Annotated in this window: 23 protein-coding genes; 17 read left to right on the top strand and 6 right to left on the bottom strand. The window is 44.0% G+C overall.

Features of this window, described 5'->3' with window-relative positions:
- Positions 1-222: 222 nt before the first annotated feature.
- The 7 genes from MKX46_RS05995 to MKX46_RS05965 all read left to right on the top strand — a co-directional run bounded on the left by MKX46_RS05995 (position 223) and on the right by MKX46_RS05965 (position 8,393).
- Positions 223-1,182, top strand: coding sequence for an ABC transporter permease (locus tag MKX46_RS05995; protein ID WP_023989418.1), 960 nt, complete (start codon positions 223-225; stop codon positions 1,180-1,182).
- Between the two features lie 21 nt (positions 1,183-1,203).
- Positions 1,204-1,827, top strand: a complete 624-nt coding sequence (locus tag MKX46_RS05990; protein WP_069010295.1) for a YesL family protein — start codon at positions 1,204-1,206, stop codon at positions 1,825-1,827.
- A 28-nt stretch (positions 1,828-1,855) separates the two neighbouring features.
- A complete protein-coding gene (locus tag MKX46_RS05985; RefSeq protein WP_029517726.1) occupies positions 1,856-3,376 on the top strand; it encodes an extracellular solute-binding protein in 1,521 nt (506 codons plus the stop codon).
- A gap of 171 nt (positions 3,377-3,547) precedes the next feature.
- The gene (locus MKX46_RS05980) at positions 3,548-4,909 is read left to right on the top strand and encodes a glycoside hydrolase family 28 protein (protein ID WP_318627874.1); all 1,362 of its coding nucleotides are present in this window, start codon (positions 3,548-3,550) and stop codon (positions 4,907-4,909) included.
- Positions 4,910-4,932: 23 nt separating this feature from the next.
- Positions 4,933-5,817 (top strand): dienelactone hydrolase family protein, encoded by an 885-nt coding sequence (locus MKX46_RS05975; protein WP_029517724.1) that lies wholly within the window; start codon positions 4,933-4,935, stop codon positions 5,815-5,817.
- 25 nt (positions 5,818-5,842) lie between these two features.
- Positions 5,843-6,799 carry a pectinesterase family protein gene (locus MKX46_RS05970; RefSeq protein WP_029517723.1) on the top strand — a complete coding sequence of 319 codons (957 nt, stop codon included), beginning with the start codon at positions 5,843-5,845 and terminating at the stop codon, positions 6,797-6,799.
- Positions 6,800-6,815: 16 nt separating this feature from the next.
- A complete protein-coding gene (locus MKX46_RS05965; RefSeq protein ID WP_340932632.1) occupies positions 6,816-8,393 on the top strand; it encodes a glycoside hydrolase family 43 protein in 1,578 nt (525 codons plus the stop codon).
- Positions 8,394-8,453: 60 nt separating this feature from the next.
- Here the strand turns inward: MKX46_RS05965 and MKX46_RS05960 are convergent, their stop codons facing one another.
- On the bottom strand, positions 8,454-9,341 hold the full coding sequence (locus MKX46_RS05960; protein WP_341070998.1) for a LysR family transcriptional regulator: 888 nt from the start codon (positions 9,339-9,341) through the stop codon (positions 8,454-8,456).
- Between the two features lie 118 nt (positions 9,342-9,459).
- Here MKX46_RS05960 and MKX46_RS05955 point away from each other — a divergent pair, with 118 nt between their 5' ends.
- Both MKX46_RS05955 and MKX46_RS05950 read left to right on the top strand, forming a co-directional pair.
- Positions 9,460-10,485 carry a YeiH family protein gene (locus MKX46_RS05955; protein WP_029517720.1) on the top strand — a complete coding sequence of 342 codons (1,026 nt, stop codon included), beginning with the start codon at positions 9,460-9,462 and terminating at the stop codon, positions 10,483-10,485.
- Positions 10,486-10,724: 239 nt separating this feature from the next.
- Positions 10,725-12,269 (top strand): GH25 family lysozyme, encoded by a 1,545-nt coding sequence (locus MKX46_RS05950; RefSeq protein WP_029517719.1) that lies wholly within the window; start codon positions 10,725-10,727, stop codon positions 12,267-12,269.
- Positions 12,270-12,340: 71 nt separating this feature from the next.
- On the opposite strand, the gene MKX46_RS05945 is transcribed toward MKX46_RS05950, so the two are convergent.
- On the bottom strand, positions 12,341-12,607 hold the full coding sequence (locus MKX46_RS05945; protein ID WP_025719729.1) for a DUF2642 domain-containing protein: 267 nt from the start codon (positions 12,605-12,607) through the stop codon (positions 12,341-12,343).
- A gap of 168 nt (positions 12,608-12,775) precedes the next feature.
- Here MKX46_RS05945 and MKX46_RS05940 point away from each other — a divergent pair, with 168 nt between their 5' ends.
- Positions 12,776-12,904, top strand: a complete 129-nt coding sequence (locus tag MKX46_RS05940; RefSeq protein WP_013371969.1) for a hypothetical protein — start codon at positions 12,776-12,778, stop codon at positions 12,902-12,904.
- Between the two features lie 189 nt (positions 12,905-13,093).
- Here MKX46_RS05940 and MKX46_RS05935 read toward each other — a convergent pair whose 3' ends face one another.
- Together MKX46_RS05935 and MKX46_RS05930 are read right to left on the bottom strand one after the other, a co-directional pair.
- Positions 13,094-13,324, bottom strand: coding sequence for a hypothetical protein (locus tag MKX46_RS05935; protein ID WP_029517718.1), 231 nt, complete (start codon positions 13,322-13,324; stop codon positions 13,094-13,096).
- A gap of 112 nt (positions 13,325-13,436) precedes the next feature.
- A complete protein-coding gene (locus MKX46_RS05930; protein ID WP_340932628.1) occupies positions 13,437-14,102 on the bottom strand; it encodes a cupin domain-containing protein in 666 nt (221 codons plus the stop codon).
- A 457-nt stretch (positions 14,103-14,559) separates the two neighbouring features.
- On the opposite strand from MKX46_RS05930, the gene MKX46_RS05925 reads away from it, so the two are divergent.
- From MKX46_RS05925 to MKX46_RS05900, 6 genes are all read left to right on the top strand, one after another.
- Complete coding sequence (locus MKX46_RS05925) at positions 14,560-15,213, top strand: cell wall hydrolase (RefSeq protein WP_340932626.1); 654 nt, start codon at positions 14,560-14,562, stop codon at positions 15,211-15,213.
- A gap of 183 nt (positions 15,214-15,396) precedes the next feature.
- On the top strand, positions 15,397-15,747 hold the full coding sequence (locus MKX46_RS05920; protein ID WP_029517714.1) for a hypothetical protein: 351 nt from the start codon (positions 15,397-15,399) through the stop codon (positions 15,745-15,747).
- A 31-nt stretch (positions 15,748-15,778) separates the two neighbouring features.
- A complete protein-coding gene (locus tag MKX46_RS05915; protein ID WP_340932625.1) occupies positions 15,779-16,765 on the top strand; it encodes a ketoacyl-ACP synthase III in 987 nt (328 codons plus the stop codon).
- 201 nt (positions 16,766-16,966) lie between these two features.
- The gene (locus tag MKX46_RS05910; protein ID WP_029517712.1) at positions 16,967-17,515 is read left to right on the top strand and encodes a GNAT family N-acetyltransferase; all 549 of its coding nucleotides are present in this window, start codon (positions 16,967-16,969) and stop codon (positions 17,513-17,515) included.
- Positions 17,516-17,648: 133 nt separating this feature from the next.
- Positions 17,649-18,752, top strand: coding sequence for a glycerol dehydrogenase (locus MKX46_RS05905; protein WP_029517711.1), 1,104 nt, complete (start codon positions 17,649-17,651; stop codon positions 18,750-18,752).
- A gap of 187 nt (positions 18,753-18,939) precedes the next feature.
- Positions 18,940-19,155 (top strand): hypothetical protein, encoded by a 216-nt coding sequence (locus MKX46_RS05900; RefSeq protein ID WP_013311038.1) that lies wholly within the window; start codon positions 18,940-18,942, stop codon positions 19,153-19,155.
- Positions 19,156-19,227: 72 nt separating this feature from the next.
- Here MKX46_RS05900 and MKX46_RS05895 read toward each other — a convergent pair whose 3' ends face one another.
- Together MKX46_RS05895 and MKX46_RS05890 are read right to left on the bottom strand one after the other, a co-directional pair.
- The gene (locus tag MKX46_RS05895) at positions 19,228-20,259 is read right to left on the bottom strand and encodes a glycosyl hydrolase (protein ID WP_029517710.1); all 1,032 of its coding nucleotides are present in this window, start codon (positions 20,257-20,259) and stop codon (positions 19,228-19,230) included.
- A 31-nt stretch (positions 20,260-20,290) separates the two neighbouring features.
- Positions 20,291-20,569 (bottom strand): hypothetical protein, encoded by a 279-nt coding sequence (locus tag MKX46_RS05890; RefSeq protein WP_340932623.1) that lies wholly within the window; start codon positions 20,567-20,569, stop codon positions 20,291-20,293.
- A gap of 353 nt (positions 20,570-20,922) precedes the next feature.
- On the opposite strand from MKX46_RS05890, the gene MKX46_RS05885 reads away from it, so the two are divergent.
- Positions 20,923-21,105, top strand: coding sequence for a hypothetical protein (locus tag MKX46_RS05885; protein ID WP_340932622.1), 183 nt, complete (start codon positions 20,923-20,925; stop codon positions 21,103-21,105).
- Positions 21,106-21,143: the final 38 nt, after the last annotated feature.

Below are 21,143 nucleotides of genomic sequence, written 5' to 3'. Positions count from 1 at the left end.
GGAAAGAATTCCGTATATAATCAAATCTTGAGGTGTTCCCTAAGCCTGGAAAAAAGCGAATGATCATTAGGTTGTGTAGTAATCATTAGCTAAGGTGAAAGGTTGAAAAGTAGGCTGCACACCCAATTTTGTAAACGCTATCATTTGGTGATTATATGCGGAATGCTGAAAATCGCATACTCTTGAAAACGTATACAGGAACGTTTGAAGGAGGTCGAACTAATGAAAGTTTCAAGTGTCCCCGCACCAAACATGAAAATGAAAAAGAACAAAAGAACGACGGAAAGCCTTTTACGAATGCAGAAACACAAGCTGCTCTATCTAATGGTTTTACCCGGACTGGTATACTTCATTATTTTTAAGTACTTTCCTATGGGGGGATTGGTGATTGCATTTCAGGATTATCAAGCTTTTCAGGGAATCACAGGCAGTCCATGGGTAGGCATGAAGCATTTTATTCGTTTGTTTACCGAGCCTACGTTTTTTATGCTGCTTCGCAATACGCTGGTTTTGTTTGCATTGAACATTGTAATCTTTTTTCCATTGCCCATCATTTTGGCGCTTATGCTGAACGAAGTCAGGAAGATGTTCTTTAAGAACATTATCCAAACCATTATCTACATCCCGCACTTTATGTCATGGGTTATCATTGTTTCGATTTCTTATGTATTCCTAACCGTAGACGGTGGGGTGCTGAATGAAATGATTGCCGCGCTAGGTGGTGAGAAGATCAGTTTCTTAACTTCTCCGCAATGGCTGCGAACAGTCTACATCGGGCAAGTGATTTGGAAGGAACTGGGCTGGTCTACCATCATTTATCTATCTGCGATTACAGTGGTAGATACGCAATTGTATGAGGCAGCAGAGATGGACGGAGCTGGACGCCTGAGAAAGACATGGCACGTTACCTTGCCTGCGATCCGCCCAGTCATTATTACATTGTTAATTTTGAAGATCGGTAGCACGTTGGATTTGGGCTTTGAGCATATGTATCTGCTATTGAACTCCTTAAACCGCGAAGTTGCCGAAATCTTTGACACTTACATTTATACTGCGGGCTTAAAGAATGGACAATTAAGTTTTAGTACAACGGTAGGGCTTTTTAAAGGTGTGGTAGGTTTAATCCTGATTATGGGCTCCAATCGACTGGCCAAGAAATTTGGTGAAGACGGCGTTTACTAATGACGACGGGAAGGATGCAAAATGGTGCGGTTTGTAGAAAACATGAACAAATGGTGCATGCGCCTGCTACGCCTGGTCTACCTTAATTTGCTTTGGACGGTTGCGACGATTCTGGGCTTGGGTTTTATAGGCGTTGGGCCTGCAACCGTTGCTATGCTTAGTATTTTAAGACAGTGGATTCGGGGCAATGAGGAAGTCGCTATTTTCCCGACGTTTGTACGTTACTTTAGAGAAAGCTTTAAAGAAGCAGCAATCATTGGCGGGCTTTACAGCCTTGTGGGTTACGTGCTCTACGTGGATATCGTCAACGTCTCGTCCTGGTATGTTCGTGTGGTGACGCTTATTGGAGCCTTTTTGTATCTTATCTCTTTGGCCTATATTTTCCCGCTGCTGGCTCACTATGATTGGAAAGGCATCAGACTGAAGGTCAAGATGTCAATAGTGATTGGATTTTCGTATTTACAATACACGCTTGTTCTTTTTGTAGCCATTGTCGTGCTATTTGCATTGATTCTAGGCTTGTACCCAGGAATTCTAACTTTTGCCGGAGTAAGTATTATGGGCTATCTCGTGATGTGGATGACGCATCAGGTATTCAGCAAAATAGAGCGAGAGGTTCTGGTGAAAGAGGAAGATATGGCATGAATATACAAACAGAAAAGGAGCAAACACGATGAAAAAGGGAATCACGACGAAAAAGGGAGTATCAGGCCTTCTTGCTGTACTAATGGTCATGAGTGTTTTTTTAGCAGCTTGTGGTGATAAGGGGGGGGAGGATCAAAGCGGCCAAACCTATGATCCGAAGTCCAAACTGGAGTTCACTTGGTTAAACGTATTGCATACTGCTTCTCCGCCTACAGAAACGATCAAAAGCAAAATTGAAGAATACACCAATTCTAAAATCACGTTCAATTGGGTGCCGGATGCTTCCAAAGAAGAGAGAATTACCACCGCACTGGCTTCTGGTGAATTGGCTGATATGGTGACGCTGACGATGATGACTAACTCTTCAGTGCGTAGTTCATTGAAATCAGGACTATTCTGGGATGTAGGAAAGTATTTGGATGATTATGAAAATTTGAAGAAGATCCCGCCTGAAGTGCGAGAAGCCGCATCCATTGAAGGGGTACTGTATGGCGTTCCGTTCCAGAAGAATCTGGCTCGGGCAGGTCTGGTCATTCGTCAGGATTGGCTGGATCGCTTAGGATTGAAGGTGCCGACGACACTGGATGAGTTGTATGAAGTTGCGAGAGCGTTTACAGAAGATGATCCGGATGGGAATGGAAAAAAGGATACGACTGGATTTGTTGACAGATCGGATCTACGCTACAGCAGCTTCAAAACTTTAAGTTCCTACTTTGGCACACCTAATGGCTGGAAAGTAGATGAAAGCGGAAAGTTTACGCCGGAATTTGATACTCCCCAATATTTGGAGACCTTAAAGTATTCGAATAAGTTATACAAAAACGGATATCTCTCTAAAGACTTTGCTGTAACCGCTAAAACGGACCAGCAGCAACAATTTGCACAAGGTAAAGCAGGTATTTATACAGGCATGATCGATATCTCTAACCTCAGAACCTTGTCCCAAGGCCTGCAAAAGGGGCTGAAGCTGGTACCAGTTAACAAGATTTCGAATGGAGATGGCAAATACCACGTATGGTCTGAGGGAAGCGGGGTAGGAGGTTTGCTGGCATTTCCGAAATCCGAAGTAAAAACAGAAGCTGAGTTGAAGAGACTGCTGCAATTTGTAGATGATTTAATTGACAAAGATGTATATATGTATATGACCGGTGGTATTGAAGGCACTCATTATAAAATCGAAAAAGATGGAGCCTTCAAAATTACGAATACAGATTTGTGGCAAGCAGATGTTCAGCCATTTTCAAGCTCCAGACCAAGTGAAGTGACTTATAACTTAAAAGATGCCAATCCAGAAAAGGAACTGGCTAATGAATTAGTCCGAGAAAATAATGAATTTGCTGTTCTGGACCCGACCGTGCCACTGGATTCAGTCACCGCTAATGAGCAAGGAACAGAGCTGGAGAAAATCATTACCGACGCCTCCTTCAAATTTATTATGGGTGAGCTTGACGAAGCCGGATTTAAAGCAGCCGTAGAAAACTGGAAAAACTCCGGTGGATCACGGATTACTGCTGAGTATGAGGAAGCGTATAAGAAAACGAAAAAATAAAGATATAGGTTGAGCATGAGTGTACATGAATTGCCACTACGCAGGCGGAAGGTGCTTACCATCGCTGACACTTGTCCAGCACCATTCCGCCTATTCCGTTTTCCAGTGTATTTTCAAGCCCAGTCTATAAATCATTTTCGTATTCACAAAAAAAAGACAGGAGAGAACGAAATGCAATTGTATAACATTGTAGAATATGGAGCAGTTCAGGATGGCACGACGTTGGCTACGGGAGCGATTGCGGCTGCCATTGAAGCGGCCAGCAATGCTGGAGGAGGAACCGTTGTTGTTCCGTCTGGGACGTATCTGACAGGTGCTATCTTTCTGAAAAATAACATTGAACTACATGTAAGTCCTGGCGCAATTCTGTCCTTCAGTACGGATCTGGCTGATTACCCTGTAGTGGAATCCAGATGGGAAGGCGTTCAGCGGGAAGTGCATGCGTCATGCATTTATGGACAGAATCTTGAGAATATTTCAGTTACAGGTAGCGGAACGCTGGATGGAAATGGTCAGCCGTGGTGGGAAAAGCACCGAAATCATCCAGAGGAGTTACAGTATCCGAGACCCAAATTAATCAGCTTTGACCGTTGTCAGCGGGTTACCATTAAAGATGTTATGTTAAAAAATTCCCCCAGTTGGACTGTGAACCCCATCGCTTGCTATAACGTTACGATTGATAATTTGTCCATTCTTAACCCGGCGGACTCCCCCAATACGGATGGCATTAATCCTGAATCCTGTTCCAATGTTCGTATTAGCAACTGCAATATAGATGTGGGCGATGATTGTATTGCGATCAAAGCGGGGACCGAAGATACACAAGAGCGAATTCCATGTGAAAATATTACGATTACCAACTGTACGATGGTGCATGGACATGGCGCAGTTGTACTGGGGAGCGAAATGAGTGGTGATATTCGTAATGTTACGATCAGCAATTGTGTGTTCAAGCAAACAGATCGGGGTATACGTCTGAAATCCAGACGGGGACGTGGCGGAATCATCGAGGATATCCGCGTCAGCAACATTGTGATGGAGGAGGTCATTTGTCCATTTATTCTGAACCTGTATTATTTCTGCGGCCCTCGGGGCAAAGACAAATATGTGTGGGACAAAAATCCCTATCCGATTACCGATGAAACCCCGTGCTTTAGACGAATTCATTTTTCCGATATTACGGCACGACAGGTTCATGCGGCTGCTGGATTCTTATACGGACTAGCAGAACAATATATTGCTGAAATTACATTCTCCAATATTGATATTTCTATGGCTAAAAATGCAATTCCCGGTCGTCCGGCCATGATGACAGGGATCGAAGATATGAACAACCGTGGTTTTTATCTAGGTAACGTGAGGGATATTCGTTTTCAACAGGTGACGATTGAGAATCATCAAGGTCCTGCCTTTTATATTGAGAATGGGGAAGACGTTGAAATCAATCGTTGCCATTCGAAGAATACAGCTCAGCCCGAAAAGCTGATAGAACAAGTAACGATACAACCTTCTGAACAAAATAGGATGAATTAGGAGGACATGAAAGGAGGTACAACGTGGATAAATTACAAGCATTGTTGGGAGACCTTCCGGCAGATCGCCCTATAACGGCAACTCTGTTGAATGAAGAAGAGCGTGAGGGGTACCGACTGGAGTGTCTCCTGCTGGACTTGAACGGGATCGAATCTGTACCCGCTTATGTAGCTACACCCTTGCAAGGGAACGGTCCGTTTCCAATGGTCGTTTTTAACCATTCGCATGGGGGCAACTATACGAATGGACGTAAGGAACTGCTCCATAGCAGCTCTTACTTGCAGCAGCCCTCGTTTGCTACAACCCTGACAGACATGGGGTACTGCGTATGCTGCATTGACATGTGGGGCTTCAATGAACGTGGGGGCAAAACCGAAAGCGAGCTGGTAAAGGAAATGCTCTGGCAGGGCCAAGTGCTGTGGGGCATGATGCTGTATGATAACCGTCGCTTGGTGGATTATATGTGCCAGCGTGAAGACATTGATGCTTCCCGTATCGCAACAATCGGTATGTCGATGGGCGGACTCATGGCATGGTGGATGGCTGCGTTAGATGAACGGATACAGGTTACGGTTGATATTTGTGGACAGGTAGATGCCCATACGCTAATCGCTAAACGGGGATTGGACCATCATGGCTTTTATTCCTATGTCCCCGGCTTGCTGAAGCATTTTACCACCCTTGATATTCAAAAGCGGATCGTACCTCGTCCACGGATGAGTATAACAGGTCAAAATGACCGGATGTGTCCTATTGAAGGAGTCGAGCATTTGGCAAAAGGGTTGCTGGAAGCTTACCAGCAGGCAGGTCACCCAGAGCATTGGCAGCCTGTGATTGCAGGCGGTGGACATATGGAGACGCTGCAAATGCGCACGGCGTGGCAGACATTTTTAGCCAAGCACCTGTAAATCAAATGAAAGGATCGGGGTAATCATGCTAGTTGGAAAAGAATCCTTTTGTGATTTCCATACGATTCAGGAGGCAATTGCTGTATTGGAGCAGTCGGCTTCCAATGAAATGGAAACGTTAACTATTTTATCAGGTATTTATGAGGAAGAGGTGCGAATTTACCGTTCGTATCTTCATATTATAGGCATCGGGCAGGTAGAGATTCGAATGAATCGGTATGCCAAGGAGCGGAATGAAGCGGGTGAGGAAATAGGGACCTTTGCGACACCCACTTTATTTTTAGGCGGTAGCCATCTGATCTTGGAAAATCTCACGATTTCCAACACGGCAGGACAGGGAGAAGCCATTGGGCAGGCCGTTGCGGTATACGCTCATTGCGATGAAACGGTCTTTAGAAACTGTACCTTTAAAGGGCACCAGGATACTTTATTTACAGGCCCTCTACCTCCTGCACCGAAAGAACGACTCCAGTTTGGTGGAATCCATTTGAAGGAGCACCATAGACACTATCGGCAGCTCTATCAGCATTGTTATATAGAGGGTACGGTGGACTTTATTTTTGGTGGGGCTACCGCTTATTTTGAAGATTGCGAAATTCGCAGTTTACGCCATCATGAGAACCAAACGAGCTACGTCACAGCCGCCTCTACGCCGCAAGGACAAGCGTATGGCTATGTATTCAACCAATGCTACCTAACTGCAGAGCCTGATATTACCCCGGTTTTTTTGGGCCGTCCGTGGCGGGAATATGCCAAAACCGTATTTGTCGATTGTAAAATGGGCGATCATATTGACCCACGTGGCTGGGACAATTGGAACAATGTTGCGAACGAGAAAACCGTCTGTTATCAGGAATATAACGGACCCGATGAAGTTGCTACGTTACGTAAGCAGCGTGTTCCGTGGGCGGATTGTTTTGAGGCGGGAACAGAAGCATGGAGCAAGGAACAGGTTTTTGCTGAAGTCACATTTTGGAAGTAAGGAGAAGTGAGGTCTCATGATGATCCAAAATCCCATATTAAAAGGCTTTAATCCCGATCCGTGTATTACACGAGCCCTGGATACTTACTATATTGTGGTGTCATCGTTTGAGTGGCTGCCTGGAGTACGGGTGTACCAGTCCAAAGATTTGGCCCATTGGGAGCACTGCACAGATATTTTGACCGATCAGGTTGACTTAAGAGGTAATCCTAAAAATTGCAGTATTTGGGCACCACAGCTTAGTTATGCGGATAACCTTTTTTATCTGCTCTATACGGATGTGAAAAGCACCAAACGTCCGTTCAAGGATGTTCATAATTTTGTGATGACGGCGCCTACGATCCAAGGACCGTGGTCGGAACCCGTTTATCTGAATAGTAGCGGATTTGATCCGTCTTTATTTCATGATGATGACGAACGCAAATGGCTGTTGAACGCATTGTGGGATTATCGCATGTTGGAAAGCAATAAATCTTCCGGTATCGTCATGCAGGAGTATGATAGCAAGCAACAACAGCTCATTGGGGAGCCTGTTAAAATCTTTGATTGTACTCCTTTGAAGAAAACAGAAGCGCCTCATATCTACAAGCAAAACGGATATTATTATCTTGTTACAGCGGAAGGCGGAACGGGTACGGGGCATGCCGTTACCGTAGCACGCTCGAAGCAAATAACCGGACCATATGAAGTAGACCCGCACAACCCGATGCTTACATCACGTGATCGACAGGATTTCCCGTTACAATGTGCAGGACATGGCAGTCTTGTACAAACACCGGACGGCGAATGGTACATGGCTCATTTATGCACACGTCCGGTAGAGGGGAAATATGCCATTTTAGGACGGGAAACAGCCTTGCAGCAAGTGTACTGGAATGATGAAGGCTGGCTGCGATTAACCGCGGGGGGCCATACGCCTCAATTGGAGGTGCCTGCACCTCAAGGGACAATTTCGGTTAAGCAAGAGCAAAAGAGTAATATTTTCGAGGATTTTTTCGAGGGAGCCCTATTAGATAAAACGTGGAACACATTGCGTATCCTAGCGAACGAGAGCTGGTGTTCATTAAGTCAGCGCCCGGGCTATCTTCGAATCCATGCTGGGGAATCCATACAAAGTCTGTTCCAGCATCACGTGCTTGCCATTCGGCAAACAGATCATCATTTCCGGGTAGAAACAGCACTGGAGTACCAGCCAACAAGCTATTTGCAGATGGCGGGGCTACTACTGTACCTTAATGAAGAAGATTATTTGTACGCCTATATTAGCTATGAGGAAGGACAAGGGAAGGTACTACGCTTGATGCGATGTGAAGCCAATACATTTACTTTAGTTCCCCAAGCGATTACGCTTCAGGACGATCTTCCTATACATTTAGCTGTGGAAGTCCATGCATCCCACGGGCAATTTTATTATGGAGTCGGAGATAGACCTGCTTGGAAGCGACTTTTTGAAATGCAGGATATCAGCTTTTTATCCGGTGGTTTTACAGGGAATTTTGTAGGTATTGCTGCTCATGATATGCAACAGTTCCAAGGAAGCTACGCTGATTTTTCTCATTTCTTATATCATGGTATGGATCATCTTTCTTCATAAAAAATATTATAATGATGAATGCTGAAAGCACCTTTATGGGTGCTTTTTTGTTTATGCACGTTATCTTTTCACATTATAACTTCGCAAAACCTCCAAAAAAGCGGTGCATGCTTTCGTCTCAAATACTGCAGAAGGGGTCAGAAAAGAAAATTTCCGAATGAACGGGAGATTGAGAATATCCAATACTTCTAATGTTCCCAAAGCAAGTTCCTTCTGGATGACCCATTGGGACAGCAAAGAAATCCCCAAGCCTGCTTCTACAGACTCTTTGATGATCTGTGTACTGCCAAAATTCATCATATGAGAAGGATAAAATCGAAGCTGTGCAAACATCTTTTCAGCCGCCTCCCGGGTTCCAGAGCCTTCTTCCCGCAGAATCCAGATGTCCTCATGCAGCTCATTTATATCCACTTGAGATTTACCAGCCAAACGATGATTTTGCGGAACGACGATATACATTCGATCATCAGCAAATGATTCAATGTGTAGATGGTCATGCTGAAATTCTCCTTCGATAATCCCCACATCCAGTTGATTATGGATCACGAGCTTTTCAATTTCCAATGTATTGCCGATGGTAATGGAGGGCTGAATGAGTGGATACTGGATTCTCATTTGCGCAATCACATGCGGCAGCACATATTCGCCATACGTGTAGCTTGCACCAATAGACAGGTTACCCTTTGCCGTATGCATTAGCTCATCCACCAAGTACTGCATACGTGTATGGAGTCGGATAATCTCCTGGGCATGATGATACACAATTTCACCTGCTTTGGTTAAGCTCACATATTTATTACTACGCTCCAGGAGACGGGTTCCTACGCTACGTTCCAGCATTTGAATATACTGACTTACCGCAGGTTGGGTCATGTGTAATACCTCGGCAGCTCGTGTGAAGTTTTGTTTCTCTGCGACCCTAACAAATACGATTAAAGATTGGTCCAAAGCCCATTCCTCCAAATTTATTATATCTATTTACTTATTATCATAATTATAATGATTTATTTTTCTTATGACAAAAAACATATTAAGCTGGATGTATGTAGAATTGGAGGGGTTCACCATGAATAGTCATATACAACATACCAAATTATTTTCGAACAGAGGGCGATTATTCCAGCGTATATTTGGCATTATCCTCACGATGTTATTTGCTTTGGCAGGCTACGGTCTGAACGAATTGCCAGGCTTTCATTATGTAGGTCCATTGGCTTGTGCCATGTTTCTCGCTATTCTGTACCGACAGTTGTGGGGATACCCTGAAGCTGTGCGCTCAGGGGTTGAGTTTTCAGCAAAGAAAATACTACGCGGAGCGATTGTGTTATTTGGGCTGAAGCTGAATATGGATGTTGTCATTCATCATGGACTGGGTTTACTTTTGCGTGATGTGGGCACCGTTGTATTTTCCATCTTTTTTACGGTTTGGCTGGCAAAACGTTTCAAGGCAGATGCTTCGCTTTCGCTTCTTCTTGGTATTGGAACAGGAGTTTGCGGTGCAGCAGCGATTGCAGCGGTTTCTCCCTTGTTAAAATCCAAAGATGAGGATACAGCCATAGGAGTAGGACTCATTGCCTTGGTTGGTACGATATTTGCCATTTTGTTTACCGTGCTTCGACCCTGGCTTCCTTTGACGGATATGCAATATGGGATCTGGTCGGGCGTCAGTTTACATGAAATTGCACATGTGGCCTTAGCTGCAGCGCCTGCCGGACAGGATGCTCTTGCAATGGGCTTATTAGCCAAACTGGGGCGTGTTTTCTTGCTCATACCGCTCAGCTTTGTTTTAATGGTTTGGATGAAACGAACCGGAAAAATTCGTACAGATGCTAAAGTGGAGTTTCCCTGGTTCCTCATCGGCTTTATGGCTACAAGTGTTGTGGGCAGCTATGTTTTTGGAAAATATATTGTAGTTCCATCTAGTCTGACAAACGGAATTTCTCAAGTTACCACCTTTATGTTAACGATGGCTATGGTAGGTATGGGGCTGAATGTGAGCTTTAAGGCTTTGCGAGAGAAAGCAATGCTTCCCTTACTGGTACTGTCTGTTACCTCGATCATTCTTATAGGTTTAACATTTTTAACAGTGTGAACATGAAGTATTCGTTTGTGATAAGATTGCTAGTAAACCAGATTAATAAAACTGGAAAAAGCTCTGCTTGCTATATAGCTGGTAGAGTTTTTTAGTACTTTTGTATGATAAAACTGAAATATGTACTGAATCAATCGTAACTTTTTACATATGATTCGCGTCTATCAAAATGGAGGTCCTGAGAATCATAGAGTGCAAGAATTTCATAAGCGAAAATATAGAGAATGGTAGGGTACATAATGAAGAAAATTTGTTTATTTGCTTTTTTGTTTCTGTTTCTACTAGCATTTCCAAGAGAGAGTCACGCTGCCTCTTCGAGTTCACATCTTCAGTTAGACGGTAAAGATATAAGTGTTGGCAAAGGTGTTCAGATTCAAGAAGTAAAGGGGAATATACTGGTTCCACTCCGTCTCATTGTAGAGGAATTGGGTTATAGCGTGAATTGGGAGTCCAAGACAGGGACCATAACTATACATAAGCAAAATCTTAACCTCAGTCTTCAGGTCAACAATCCCATGGCCTCTGTTAATGATCATCAAATGGGATTGGCTGTAGCGCCTTTGCTTAGAGAGGGGACGACTTATGTTCCGCTTCGCTTTGTATCCGAACAGACAGGGGTTGATGTGGTCTGGAACAACGAGCTTAAAACCGTGTTCCTGACGACTCCACCTGCTTCAAGCGGGAATAGCGAGTCCACTCATGATCATTCTGCTACTCCAGCTGTAAGTAATCCTAAAGAGAGTGCGCGCACGGCTATAAACCAAATTAGCTTCGCTAATCACCAATTGACTATAGCTGTTAATGGAAAAGTAACCCCCAAAGTAACTACGTTGACTCATGCAGACCGTATTGTTGTAGACATACCGGATACAAAGTTTGCTGAGGAATTTCTAGCATCGCAATCATTTGACAATAGTGGACAAGGAAGTTTTCCAGTCACAGAAGATCCAGATGTTTCCCAAGTAAGATATTCCATGTTTAGTACAACTCCCGCATCGGTACGTATTGTGGTTGATCTTAATAACAGCACACCTTTTCATATACTCAATGCAGATGATGGTAAGGTTGTTATAGCATTGGATCAGGAAACGGAGGAGCCATCAACTACCGAGAACGTTTTACCTACCATACCTGTTGCACCTGTGATTTCTTCCGATGGACACGCGCAAGGGATTGACGTCTCACACTATAATGGCAATATTGATTGGCAGCAAGTGGCAGCGGCAGGTAAAACATTTGCTTTTATTAAAGCTACAGAGGGCACAAAATATCAAGATAATCAATTTTTGATAAATGTACAGGGTGCCAGAGAGGCTAACATCTTGGTTGGCGCTTACCACTTTTTGAACGCAACTACCGCGGATGGAGCTCGTCAGGAAGCTGCTAACTTTGCTAGGGCTCTAGATTCAGCAGGAGGCAGGCTGGATCTGCCCCCTGTGATGGACTATGAAAATAACCCCAAAGGTCTTACTCCTGCACAAATTAATGAAGTGGCTCATGCCTTTTTGGATGAAATGGAGAGGCTTACCGGACGTCAGCCGATCGTATACACGGGTAATGTCTTTGCTTCCAAGTTTGATCCTACATTTTCTATGTATAAACTGTGGGTAGCCCGATACAGCACTACGCAAAAGCCGACCGCGGTTCCAGCTTGGAATAACTGGTGGGCTTGGCAGTACAGTAGCACAGGCAGTGTTCCGGGTATTCGAGGCCAAGTGGATTTGGATGAATACAACGGAACGATAGATGAACTCCGGGCTTCACTTGGAGGAGAGCTCGATTAGCATAATCATATCATGATCAATCCTCGCGAATCCGGAATAGGATCTGCGAGGATTTTTAATGTCTGTTTTGTTTAGTTGGGCATGATCCATACGATTTCGCTGATTCGAACAAAGAATTTTTTCCCATATACATCTAAAATGACATGGTCGGGCTTACAATCAACTACGCATCCATCAATTCTGCCACGAGTGGTCTCAAGTACAACGTACTTGCCGATCACCGATTTTAATGTTTCTACGACGTATGGATCTACAGGGTGCACCACGACGTGATGAGAGGTAGGATGGTGAGGAAAAGGTTGATTAACGTTGTAATTGAGCATTTGATTTGAATTCAATTGCTTCACTCCTTCAAGATTAGTTGTGTTATCCTATGCTCCTGCCTAGGAAAGGTGTAGGCTAATGCCCATCAGCGAAAACATTCATAACATTGCCAAAAAGCCCGGTCCATAGGAAAGCTCAATACATAAGCTATGTTGTACCTTGAATTGAAGGAGGCAATGACCATGAGTGAATGTGAAAGAGGTTGTGGCGGCGGTTCAGTAGGAGGCTACCCAGGAGTTTGGACATCGACAGGAGCTATTCTGGTACTGTTCATTCTGCTCGTTATCATTACGAAGTCTTTATGGGTTTAATTTAAAATGAGTAGCTTAACCCCCCATCGGTATATAACTGATGGGGGGTTAAGTGTTTTAGAGGATGGAATAAATGATAAAACACCTCAAATAACAGCGTACAAGCCCTACACAAATGGTGCCGGGCGAGACAGCTGTCATTTGAGGTACATTGGCATCTATAGACAGGAACGGACAATGGGTCAGGGATTAAATTAACGCAATCGCCAGCAGGGTGAACAGGCTCAATGTTAAGATTTGATTCCCATACCCGTAGCCAGGGTAAAAGGCAGACGTTTGTACACGTCCGTTCCGTTCTGTTTTTAAGTACACATTATTACGATCCACATCCATAATGGTTCCTTCGTACTGTTTTCCGTCCATGGTGAGAATACGCACCTTTTTATTCATGCAGTTCAAACAGTTGTAGTAAGCGTCCATTCCATCACCCCCTCTTATACATTGGCATTTTATGAGAGGGACGGTCTTATGGTAACGGCGAACATACAGGGAAAAGGTATTCCCTCGAACTTAGGACCTGACTAGAGTTAGCCTATTCTTGATAGGGATTAAAAGAGAAGCCAGGATATCCGTTAGTATAGGCGTAATCTCTTTGGAGGACGGCTTGATAGTGTGGTGAAGTATCAGCAAGCCTCACATGTATCCCAGGTTTTCGGGGGGGCTGCTGCTTGCAGTCATTGGGAGGACCGATGATGACAGGCTTTTTAATAGGGACGAGCGCTTCCTGAACCTTATTCTCATCCAGGCAGTAAGTATGAGCCATAATGTTATTTGGCGTTAGGCGCAAAATGTCAGATCCCAGTATAAATTCAGGGGTCGGGGCATCAAAAATCGTCAACAAATGAGTGTTATCCATCGTGGCGACCAGATAATGCCACCATCCTTGAGGGACGTTAGCCACTTGGCCAGGTGTGATCGGAAAATGCCGTAACTCGCGGGTAAAGGGGTTAATCAGTGACACGGTTACGGCTCCAGAGATGCAGTAGACCAGTTCTGTGGCATTTTGATGATAGTGAGGCTCCACAACATTAGCAGTGCTGAGGCGAATATCCAGCAGCGATACATTTGCCAATGTATTCAGCTGCTGGATCGACAGCTCGTTGATCGAATTTTGAGCATCCTTCTGAAACAAAACATTGTCTCTTAAATCATAGGTGAATTGTACAGTAGGAGAGGTGTAATCCATATATGAATTCACGCGTCGTTTCCAGCCTTTCTGTTATTCGAAATTTGAGGATCGTACGCTACTCTATGCATACGCCCATATATGTGTGCGCGGAAATGTGATTTGAATTCATAGAAATCAGGCTTCGGTCCCGGGTAAGTTAAAGCGAAAAATAGCGAAAAAAGTCACGTATTCAAGTGTATCCAGAACATGCTCCATTGCTTTTAATACACGTCATTCCTTTAGGGATGGCGTTTTATTTGCTTGGGTAGTCTTAGGACCAGAGCCGGATGATACGTAAATGCGGCTTGTGGTATACTGCAACGGACGTGTGAAAGCATGATTGTCCCATTCCGTATGTAGCCACGCGTCATTTCTGCAGCTAGGCATAAGTTATGTCATAAGAAACATCATCGGATAAACGTCCCTGAGTTGTACAGGCCGGAATGGTTGCACCGGACAGAACATGAAAGAGGAGGTTGTCTGGAATATGAAAAAATTATCTATTTTAATCCTGTCCTGCGCATGTATGTTAGGTACTGTATTTTCAGCCGCACCAGGACAAGCACAAGCACAATCGTCAGCTTTGAAGAAAGGGGTTCAAAGCGAACGGGTGCTGGAGCTTCAACAGCAGCTTCATTCGCTCGGTTATTTCAAAGCCGGGTTTACTGGGTACTATGGTTCTCTGACCAGTAAAGCGGTGACTCGTTTTCAACGGGATAACGGTCTGACACCTGATGGAGTAGCCGGAGCGGCTACACAAGCCAAGCTGAAATCCTTCGGTAAGGTGCGCGTAACCGCGCTGGATCAACTGGCTCGTATCATTTATTCTGAGGCGCGCGGAGAATCGTTTGAAGGTCAAGTGGCTGTCGGCGCTGTTGTATTAAACCGTGTTCAGTCCGGCGAGTTTCCAAGCTCGATCCCGGACGTTATTTTGCAGCCTGGCCAATTCACCGCTGTACAGGATGGACAATACCGCCTGAAACCCAACAAGACTGCGTACCGTGCAGCCAGACAGGCACTTAATGGTGCTGATCCGACCAATGGGTCCTTGTTTTATTACAACCCGGCCATTGCCACAGCCAAATGGAGTAAAAGTCGCCCGGCTGTCATCTCACTCGGTCGCCATACGTTTACGAATTAATTTCACATGAGAATACGCAAATTTCTAGCCGTCAGTTGCTTCTTTAGGAGCAGTGACGGTTTTTTATATTCGCAAATTTGTAATATTTTAGTGGTGATTTATCTGATTTAATATTAAAAATTCTACCTATTATTCCGATACTCTTAATAGACAAAAAAATGAAATTAAAGGAGTCTTTCTAAAATGAGTCAACATCCTTACACTATCGAAGTAGATCAAGCCATGAAAACGGTACATATGGCGGTGAATGGAGTGTTTAGCCAGGAAGAGTATGATAGCTTTGTAAAAGATTATGTAGCCAAAACCTCATCCATTCAGGCGTCCAGCTTTACACTCAAGGTAGATTGTACCCAGATGGCACTTTTGGGTCCGGGAGAAGTGGAAAAATTGAAGGGCTCATTTGTACGTTATAAAGAAACTGGATTTGCCAAAGTAATCTTTGGTATCAGCCTTCAACAAACCATTATTAAAATGCAGCTTGGTCGAGTAGCACGCGAAGCAGGATTAAACAACGTAGATATTGTTGTACAATAATGCGCTGACGTATGTGTAAGGGGGAAGCCTGATGAGCCATATCAAAATAAAAGCACTGGGTGTGTACCATCCGTCCCATTCGTTGGATAACGAATACTATGTTCGCCATTTTGACGAGCGGGGCAAGGATATTCGACGCTTCATGGAGCATATGGGCAGAAGACAGCGTTATATCATTGATGACCCGAACGAAAACGGTTTAACCATGGGAATTGCGGCTGCACAAAAAGCTCTGGAACAGGCTGGTATGACAGGCCGTGACGTGGATATGATCGTGTTCTCCACTCAAGTTCCTGAGTCACTGTTTCCGATGAATGCCTTGTTTGTTCACCATGTGATTGGGGCCAGACATGATGTGGCCGTGATGGATTCCAACGCGAATTGTGCAGGGATGACAGTCGCTGTCGATCAAGCCAGTCGGTCGATGTTATCTAATCCTGACGTGCGGACAGCACTTATTATCGGGTCGGATTTTAATTCACTCATTTCCGGTCCGGAGGATGAGATTACTTATGCGAACTATGGAGATGCTGCATGTGCGGTTATTTTGGAGCGTACAGAAGAAGACACCGGATTTATAGATTCTATGTATTTTACGGACCCAGTCAATATAGATAAAATTTTGTACCCGGCTCAGGGATTAGCGGCAACACTCCAAAGGAATGCCCCCGGAAAATATATTCAGTGGCTTCCGTTCGATGCTAATATGGCCTTGCCTCCTACATTTGATCTGCTTGAACGCATTTTAAAAAAGAATGGGCTATCGCCTCAGGATGTACGGGCTTATTGTCTGTCTCAGTTCTCGTTAGCAAATGTATTAAAGATTCAGGATCACTTGGAGCTAGAGGATGCCCAAATGATTTATGTGGGTGATCGATATGGTTACACAGGAACCAGTAGCCCGTTCATTGCTCTACATGAAGGTATTGAATCGGGTCGTATCCGGCGCGGTGATTATGTGCTGTTCTGGACGATTGGAGCTGGGTATCAGCTGGTTGCTATGTTGTTTAAATATTAGTTATGCGAAGACCTTGCAGCTGCAAGGTCTTTTTGTGTATCACACAATGACAATTGTAATGATTTGGTTGTGTTATGTTTGATTATTTTGTAAAATTTAAACATTGAATTCATAAGGGAGAGCTTATATTGCGGACATCGGATAGCATGATAATTATGACAGAAAACATAGCACACATTTCATAATAGGAGCTGAAGGGTCATTAAGATCGAAAATTTATTTTATGGAGAACGAATAAAGCTGGCCGCAGTCAGGGAAGAAGATGCCGAAGTGATGTTCAAATGGGGTGAGGATGCGAAGTATCTGCGAAATGTAGATACGGATTTAGCGCTTCCTTACACGTTGAAACAGATGGAGTCAGAAGGATCTCCCAGATCTAACGAGGTCTATTTTCGATTAAGAACATTGGCAGATGATGTCCTGATCGGATTTGTTGCTATCCACGGGATTGAGTGGAATAATCGCAGCGGACAACTGGCAATAGGTATAGGTAATACGGAGTACCGTGGCAAGGGCTTTGGGGCAGAAGCTGTAGGTCTCATTCTTCGGTATGCGTTTTATGAGCTCAATTTAAATCGGGTCGGCTTGGATGTGATTGAGTACAATACACAAGCGATCCGAACTTATGAGAAGGCGGGGTTCCAGCTTGAGGGTAGAGTTCGTTCCGCTGTTCTTCGTGATGGCAACAGTTATGATCGTATCATGATGGGTATCCTGTATTCTGAATGGAGCTCGACTGTTCAAGTATAATAGATACACAATTTGTTCATAAAATATTCCATAATAAGCCTTTTAATAATGTGAAAAGAGGTTTATAGTTAAGGGGTCACATGCCCAAATGGTTATTAATTTGAGTATGAGTCAAAGCTGAGGAGGAATTTACATGGCAAACGTTGTAAGATCCATCACTTCACCCAAGAAATTTATTTCTGGACAAAATCTGCTCTCGTCGTTAAATGACTATATTAAGGATTATGGCGATAAAGCCTTTGTTATCTGCGATGAGTTCATACTTGAAAGGGCCCAAAAGGAGGCAGGCGCTTCAATTGAAGCAGCTGGTAACCAAGTGGTCTTCGAGAAATTCCAATATGAATGTACAAAAGAAGAGATTGATCGTAACCGCGAATTGGTGCGTAAACATGGTTCGAACATTATCATAGGCATTGGCGGGGGAAAAACATTGGATACTGCTAAGGCAACGGCTTATTATGAAAAGCTGCCTGTTGTTATTTTCCCAACGATTGCTTCTACAGATGCTCCTTGTACCGCGCTTGCGGTTATATACAAAAAAGATGGCTCTTTTGATGAATATCTGTTCCTGCCTACTAATCCAGACGTTGTACTGGCGGATACAGGCATTCTGGCAGCAGCGCCTGCACGTTTCTTTGCAGCTGGAATCGGTGATGCACTGGCCACTTATTTTGAAGCTCGTGCTTGCTATCAGGCCAACGGGGATAACCTGGTTCTGAACAAGCCTTCCACTACAGGGCTGGGACTTGCTCGTCTTTGTTATGATACGTTGCTGGAAAATGCTGTGAAGGCCAAACGTGCTGTGGATCGTAAAGTATATACTCGTGCGGTGGAGGATACGATTGAAGCTACCATTTATCTGAGCGGTGTTGGTGCAGAATCAGGTGGATTGGCAGCAGCACACGCCATTCATAATGGTATGACGGCTGTTCCTTCGCTTCATAAAGCACAGCATGGTGAGAAAGTCACATTCGGTTTGTTAACCCAGCTAGTGCTGGAAAATGCACCGAAAGAAGAACTGGAAACCGTGATTAAACTGGTTAAGGATGTAGGCCTTCCATTGACACTTCGTGACTTGGGTGTAGAGGAATTTGTTGAGGCCGAATGGCGCCAAGTGGCTGAAGCTGCTTGTGCATCGAATGATACAATGGTCAACATGCCGTTCCCGGTAAGTCCTGCTGACGTGTACAATGCAATCATTGCAGCGAATGCAATAGCAGAATCCTATCAAGAATAGTTTCTTCCTAAATCACGAAAATGGGTTTGCAAAAACGGGTCTGTCACATCACTGGCAGACCCGTTTCGTGTACGTGCACTAACATGTGAAACGAAAGAAGGATACCAGGGACTTATATCCTACCTTGTTCTGACCGATATACATGTAACAGGGAAATTAGGTTGGTTACACAGCAGGAGGAGATTTGATGTTGGTGCATGGTAAAACACGTAGGGGCAACTTGTACATCCATATGTCCAGCGGTTTTCACAAAATTGGAGATTATCGGGAAGAATACTCTGTAGCACCGGGTGATCGGCTGATGTCTAGACTGTCCAAGCGGATCTACACCATTGTATCCGTACATCTTGGAGAAGAGGCATATGCCGATATTGATCTAGAAGAGGTTATCAGGAATAGTTAGAGAACTTTATTTGGATTTTGGTATAAAAAAGCTTTCACTTTGCTTCTAGAGCGAAGTGAAAGCTTTTTTCTTTCAGTCCAGAGATTCATGAAGAAGGTCTCGTGTAATGATATTATTTTGGTTCATAAAATGTCTGATTGCTGCTTGTGAATTGGTTGCCGACAGTTCCTTACCCCATGTCATGGCATAGGCCCAGGCTGGCTGGTTCTGCAGCACCTTCGCACTCGGCAGAATATTACTTTCTCCGATTCCCATAGGCTTGCCCTGCGCAAGCTTTAGTAATTCGGTGTAGTAAGAGGATTTGTAATCATTGTTATAGATATCAGCTGCAAGAATATCTACCCGGTTAATACCTGGGAAGGAAAGATCATAAGGAGTGCTATATGCGTTTGGGGCATTGGGACTCCACACCCACAACAGGTTATCCAGATGATGGACATGAGTAAATCGATCATACATTAAATTCCACAACTTGGCGTAATTTTGCTTGTCTCCCCACCAAAACCAGTTGCCGTTCATTTCATGATAGGGCCTCCATAAAACAGGTACATCCGCGTCTCGTAAGGTCTTAAGGGACAGAGCCACCTCATCCAGATCGGCGATCAGTTGTTTATATTGCGGGGTACCTGGCGTGATGTAACGATTAAATTCAGCTTGAGTAATTTTTGCTTGTACGTTTTTCCACGTTTTGGGTTTGCCCGGTAGCGCCTGATGGAAGGTAACAGCTACAATTCCGCCGCCCCGACTCCATTGGATAGCACTATTCACAACATGCTGACGTTGCTCTCGTAGGGCCGTAAGAGACTGATTGGCTAATCCTCCAAACTCATAGCCGTGAAGCCCTGCGTATTGTCCGCTGATTTGTTGTAGCTTGTTATTTTGTTCATCCGGTGCCTCTAAGTAATCATGCTGCCCGGAAATTAGCATACCATCCGGTACATTAGATAGGTAGGCAAGTAATTGCTTGGCTTTGGCAGAGGCCTGAACATTAATTGGCGGGGCGGCATCGGCAACAATGAACGATTGCTGAGAGCCGCTGAAGAGTAAAACAAGCATCAGCAGTAGCACCCTCTGTAACCAAAAGCGTGTTGAGTGAGATTTCATGGCGCTCCTCCTTTGATGCATGGTAATGGGATTAGTATTTTTCTTTTTGCTTTCTAAGCTGTATATAGGTACTAATAATAATCACCAGCAGACTAATCATGGCCCATCCATTGAATTCCTGTGAGTGTATCCAGTTGTCCCATACAAGGAAGCCTAAAATTACAACGAGCAAACTCATTGTGAGATACATTTTGGTTTGTGCTGGACGTTGAGTGCGTTTCGAAATCCAATGTATGATGCCGAAAACGATGGCTGCCTGAAATAAAAATATACCCATTATCATTAAACTTGCTATAAAGATTGGGGACATCGGTATCCTCCTCCTGGGTTTACAAACAGAATATGCAGGTTGTAACCGGAATGTGGATTCTTGGATGTGAATTTAATTGCAAGTTGAATAAACAATTGAGCGCTGGTTACGATCTTGAACAAGTTGACTAAATTATACCATAACTACCGTCCTGCAATGAAAGACGTCTAAATACCCACTCTACCTTGATTCGACATCAGACTTTATATTCAGCGAAATATTGACATAAGGGGGTACACTTCACATATATGAAGATGCAATCAGAAATATGTGGTAAGTATATACATAAAAGCAACGCGAAATCGACGGAAAAGTTTGGTATGATTAAAGTGGATTGAAAAGGAGGTACTCTTATGAATGAAGAAAACAGACCATTCTCTAGATCGGCAGATGCTGAAGGAGCAAAAGCGAACTTTGATGCCAATCAGTGGAAGCTTCACTCCGAGGGAGTGCCTAGCTTATGGCGTCAGGTCAGCAACCTGCTGATTCTGGTTGGTGTGATTGCATTGATTATCATTTTAGGTCGAGTGCTCTAATGAGATATCCAAAAAAATCAAAAAGAATTTGAAGAATT

Origin of the sequence: Paenibacillus sp. FSL P4-0113 (genome assembly GCF_038009305.1) — a bacterium.
GTDB lineage: Bacteria > Bacillota > Bacilli > Paenibacillales > Paenibacillaceae > Paenibacillus > Paenibacillus polymyxa_D.
This window is presented reverse-complemented; position numbering and strand designations above follow the sequence as displayed.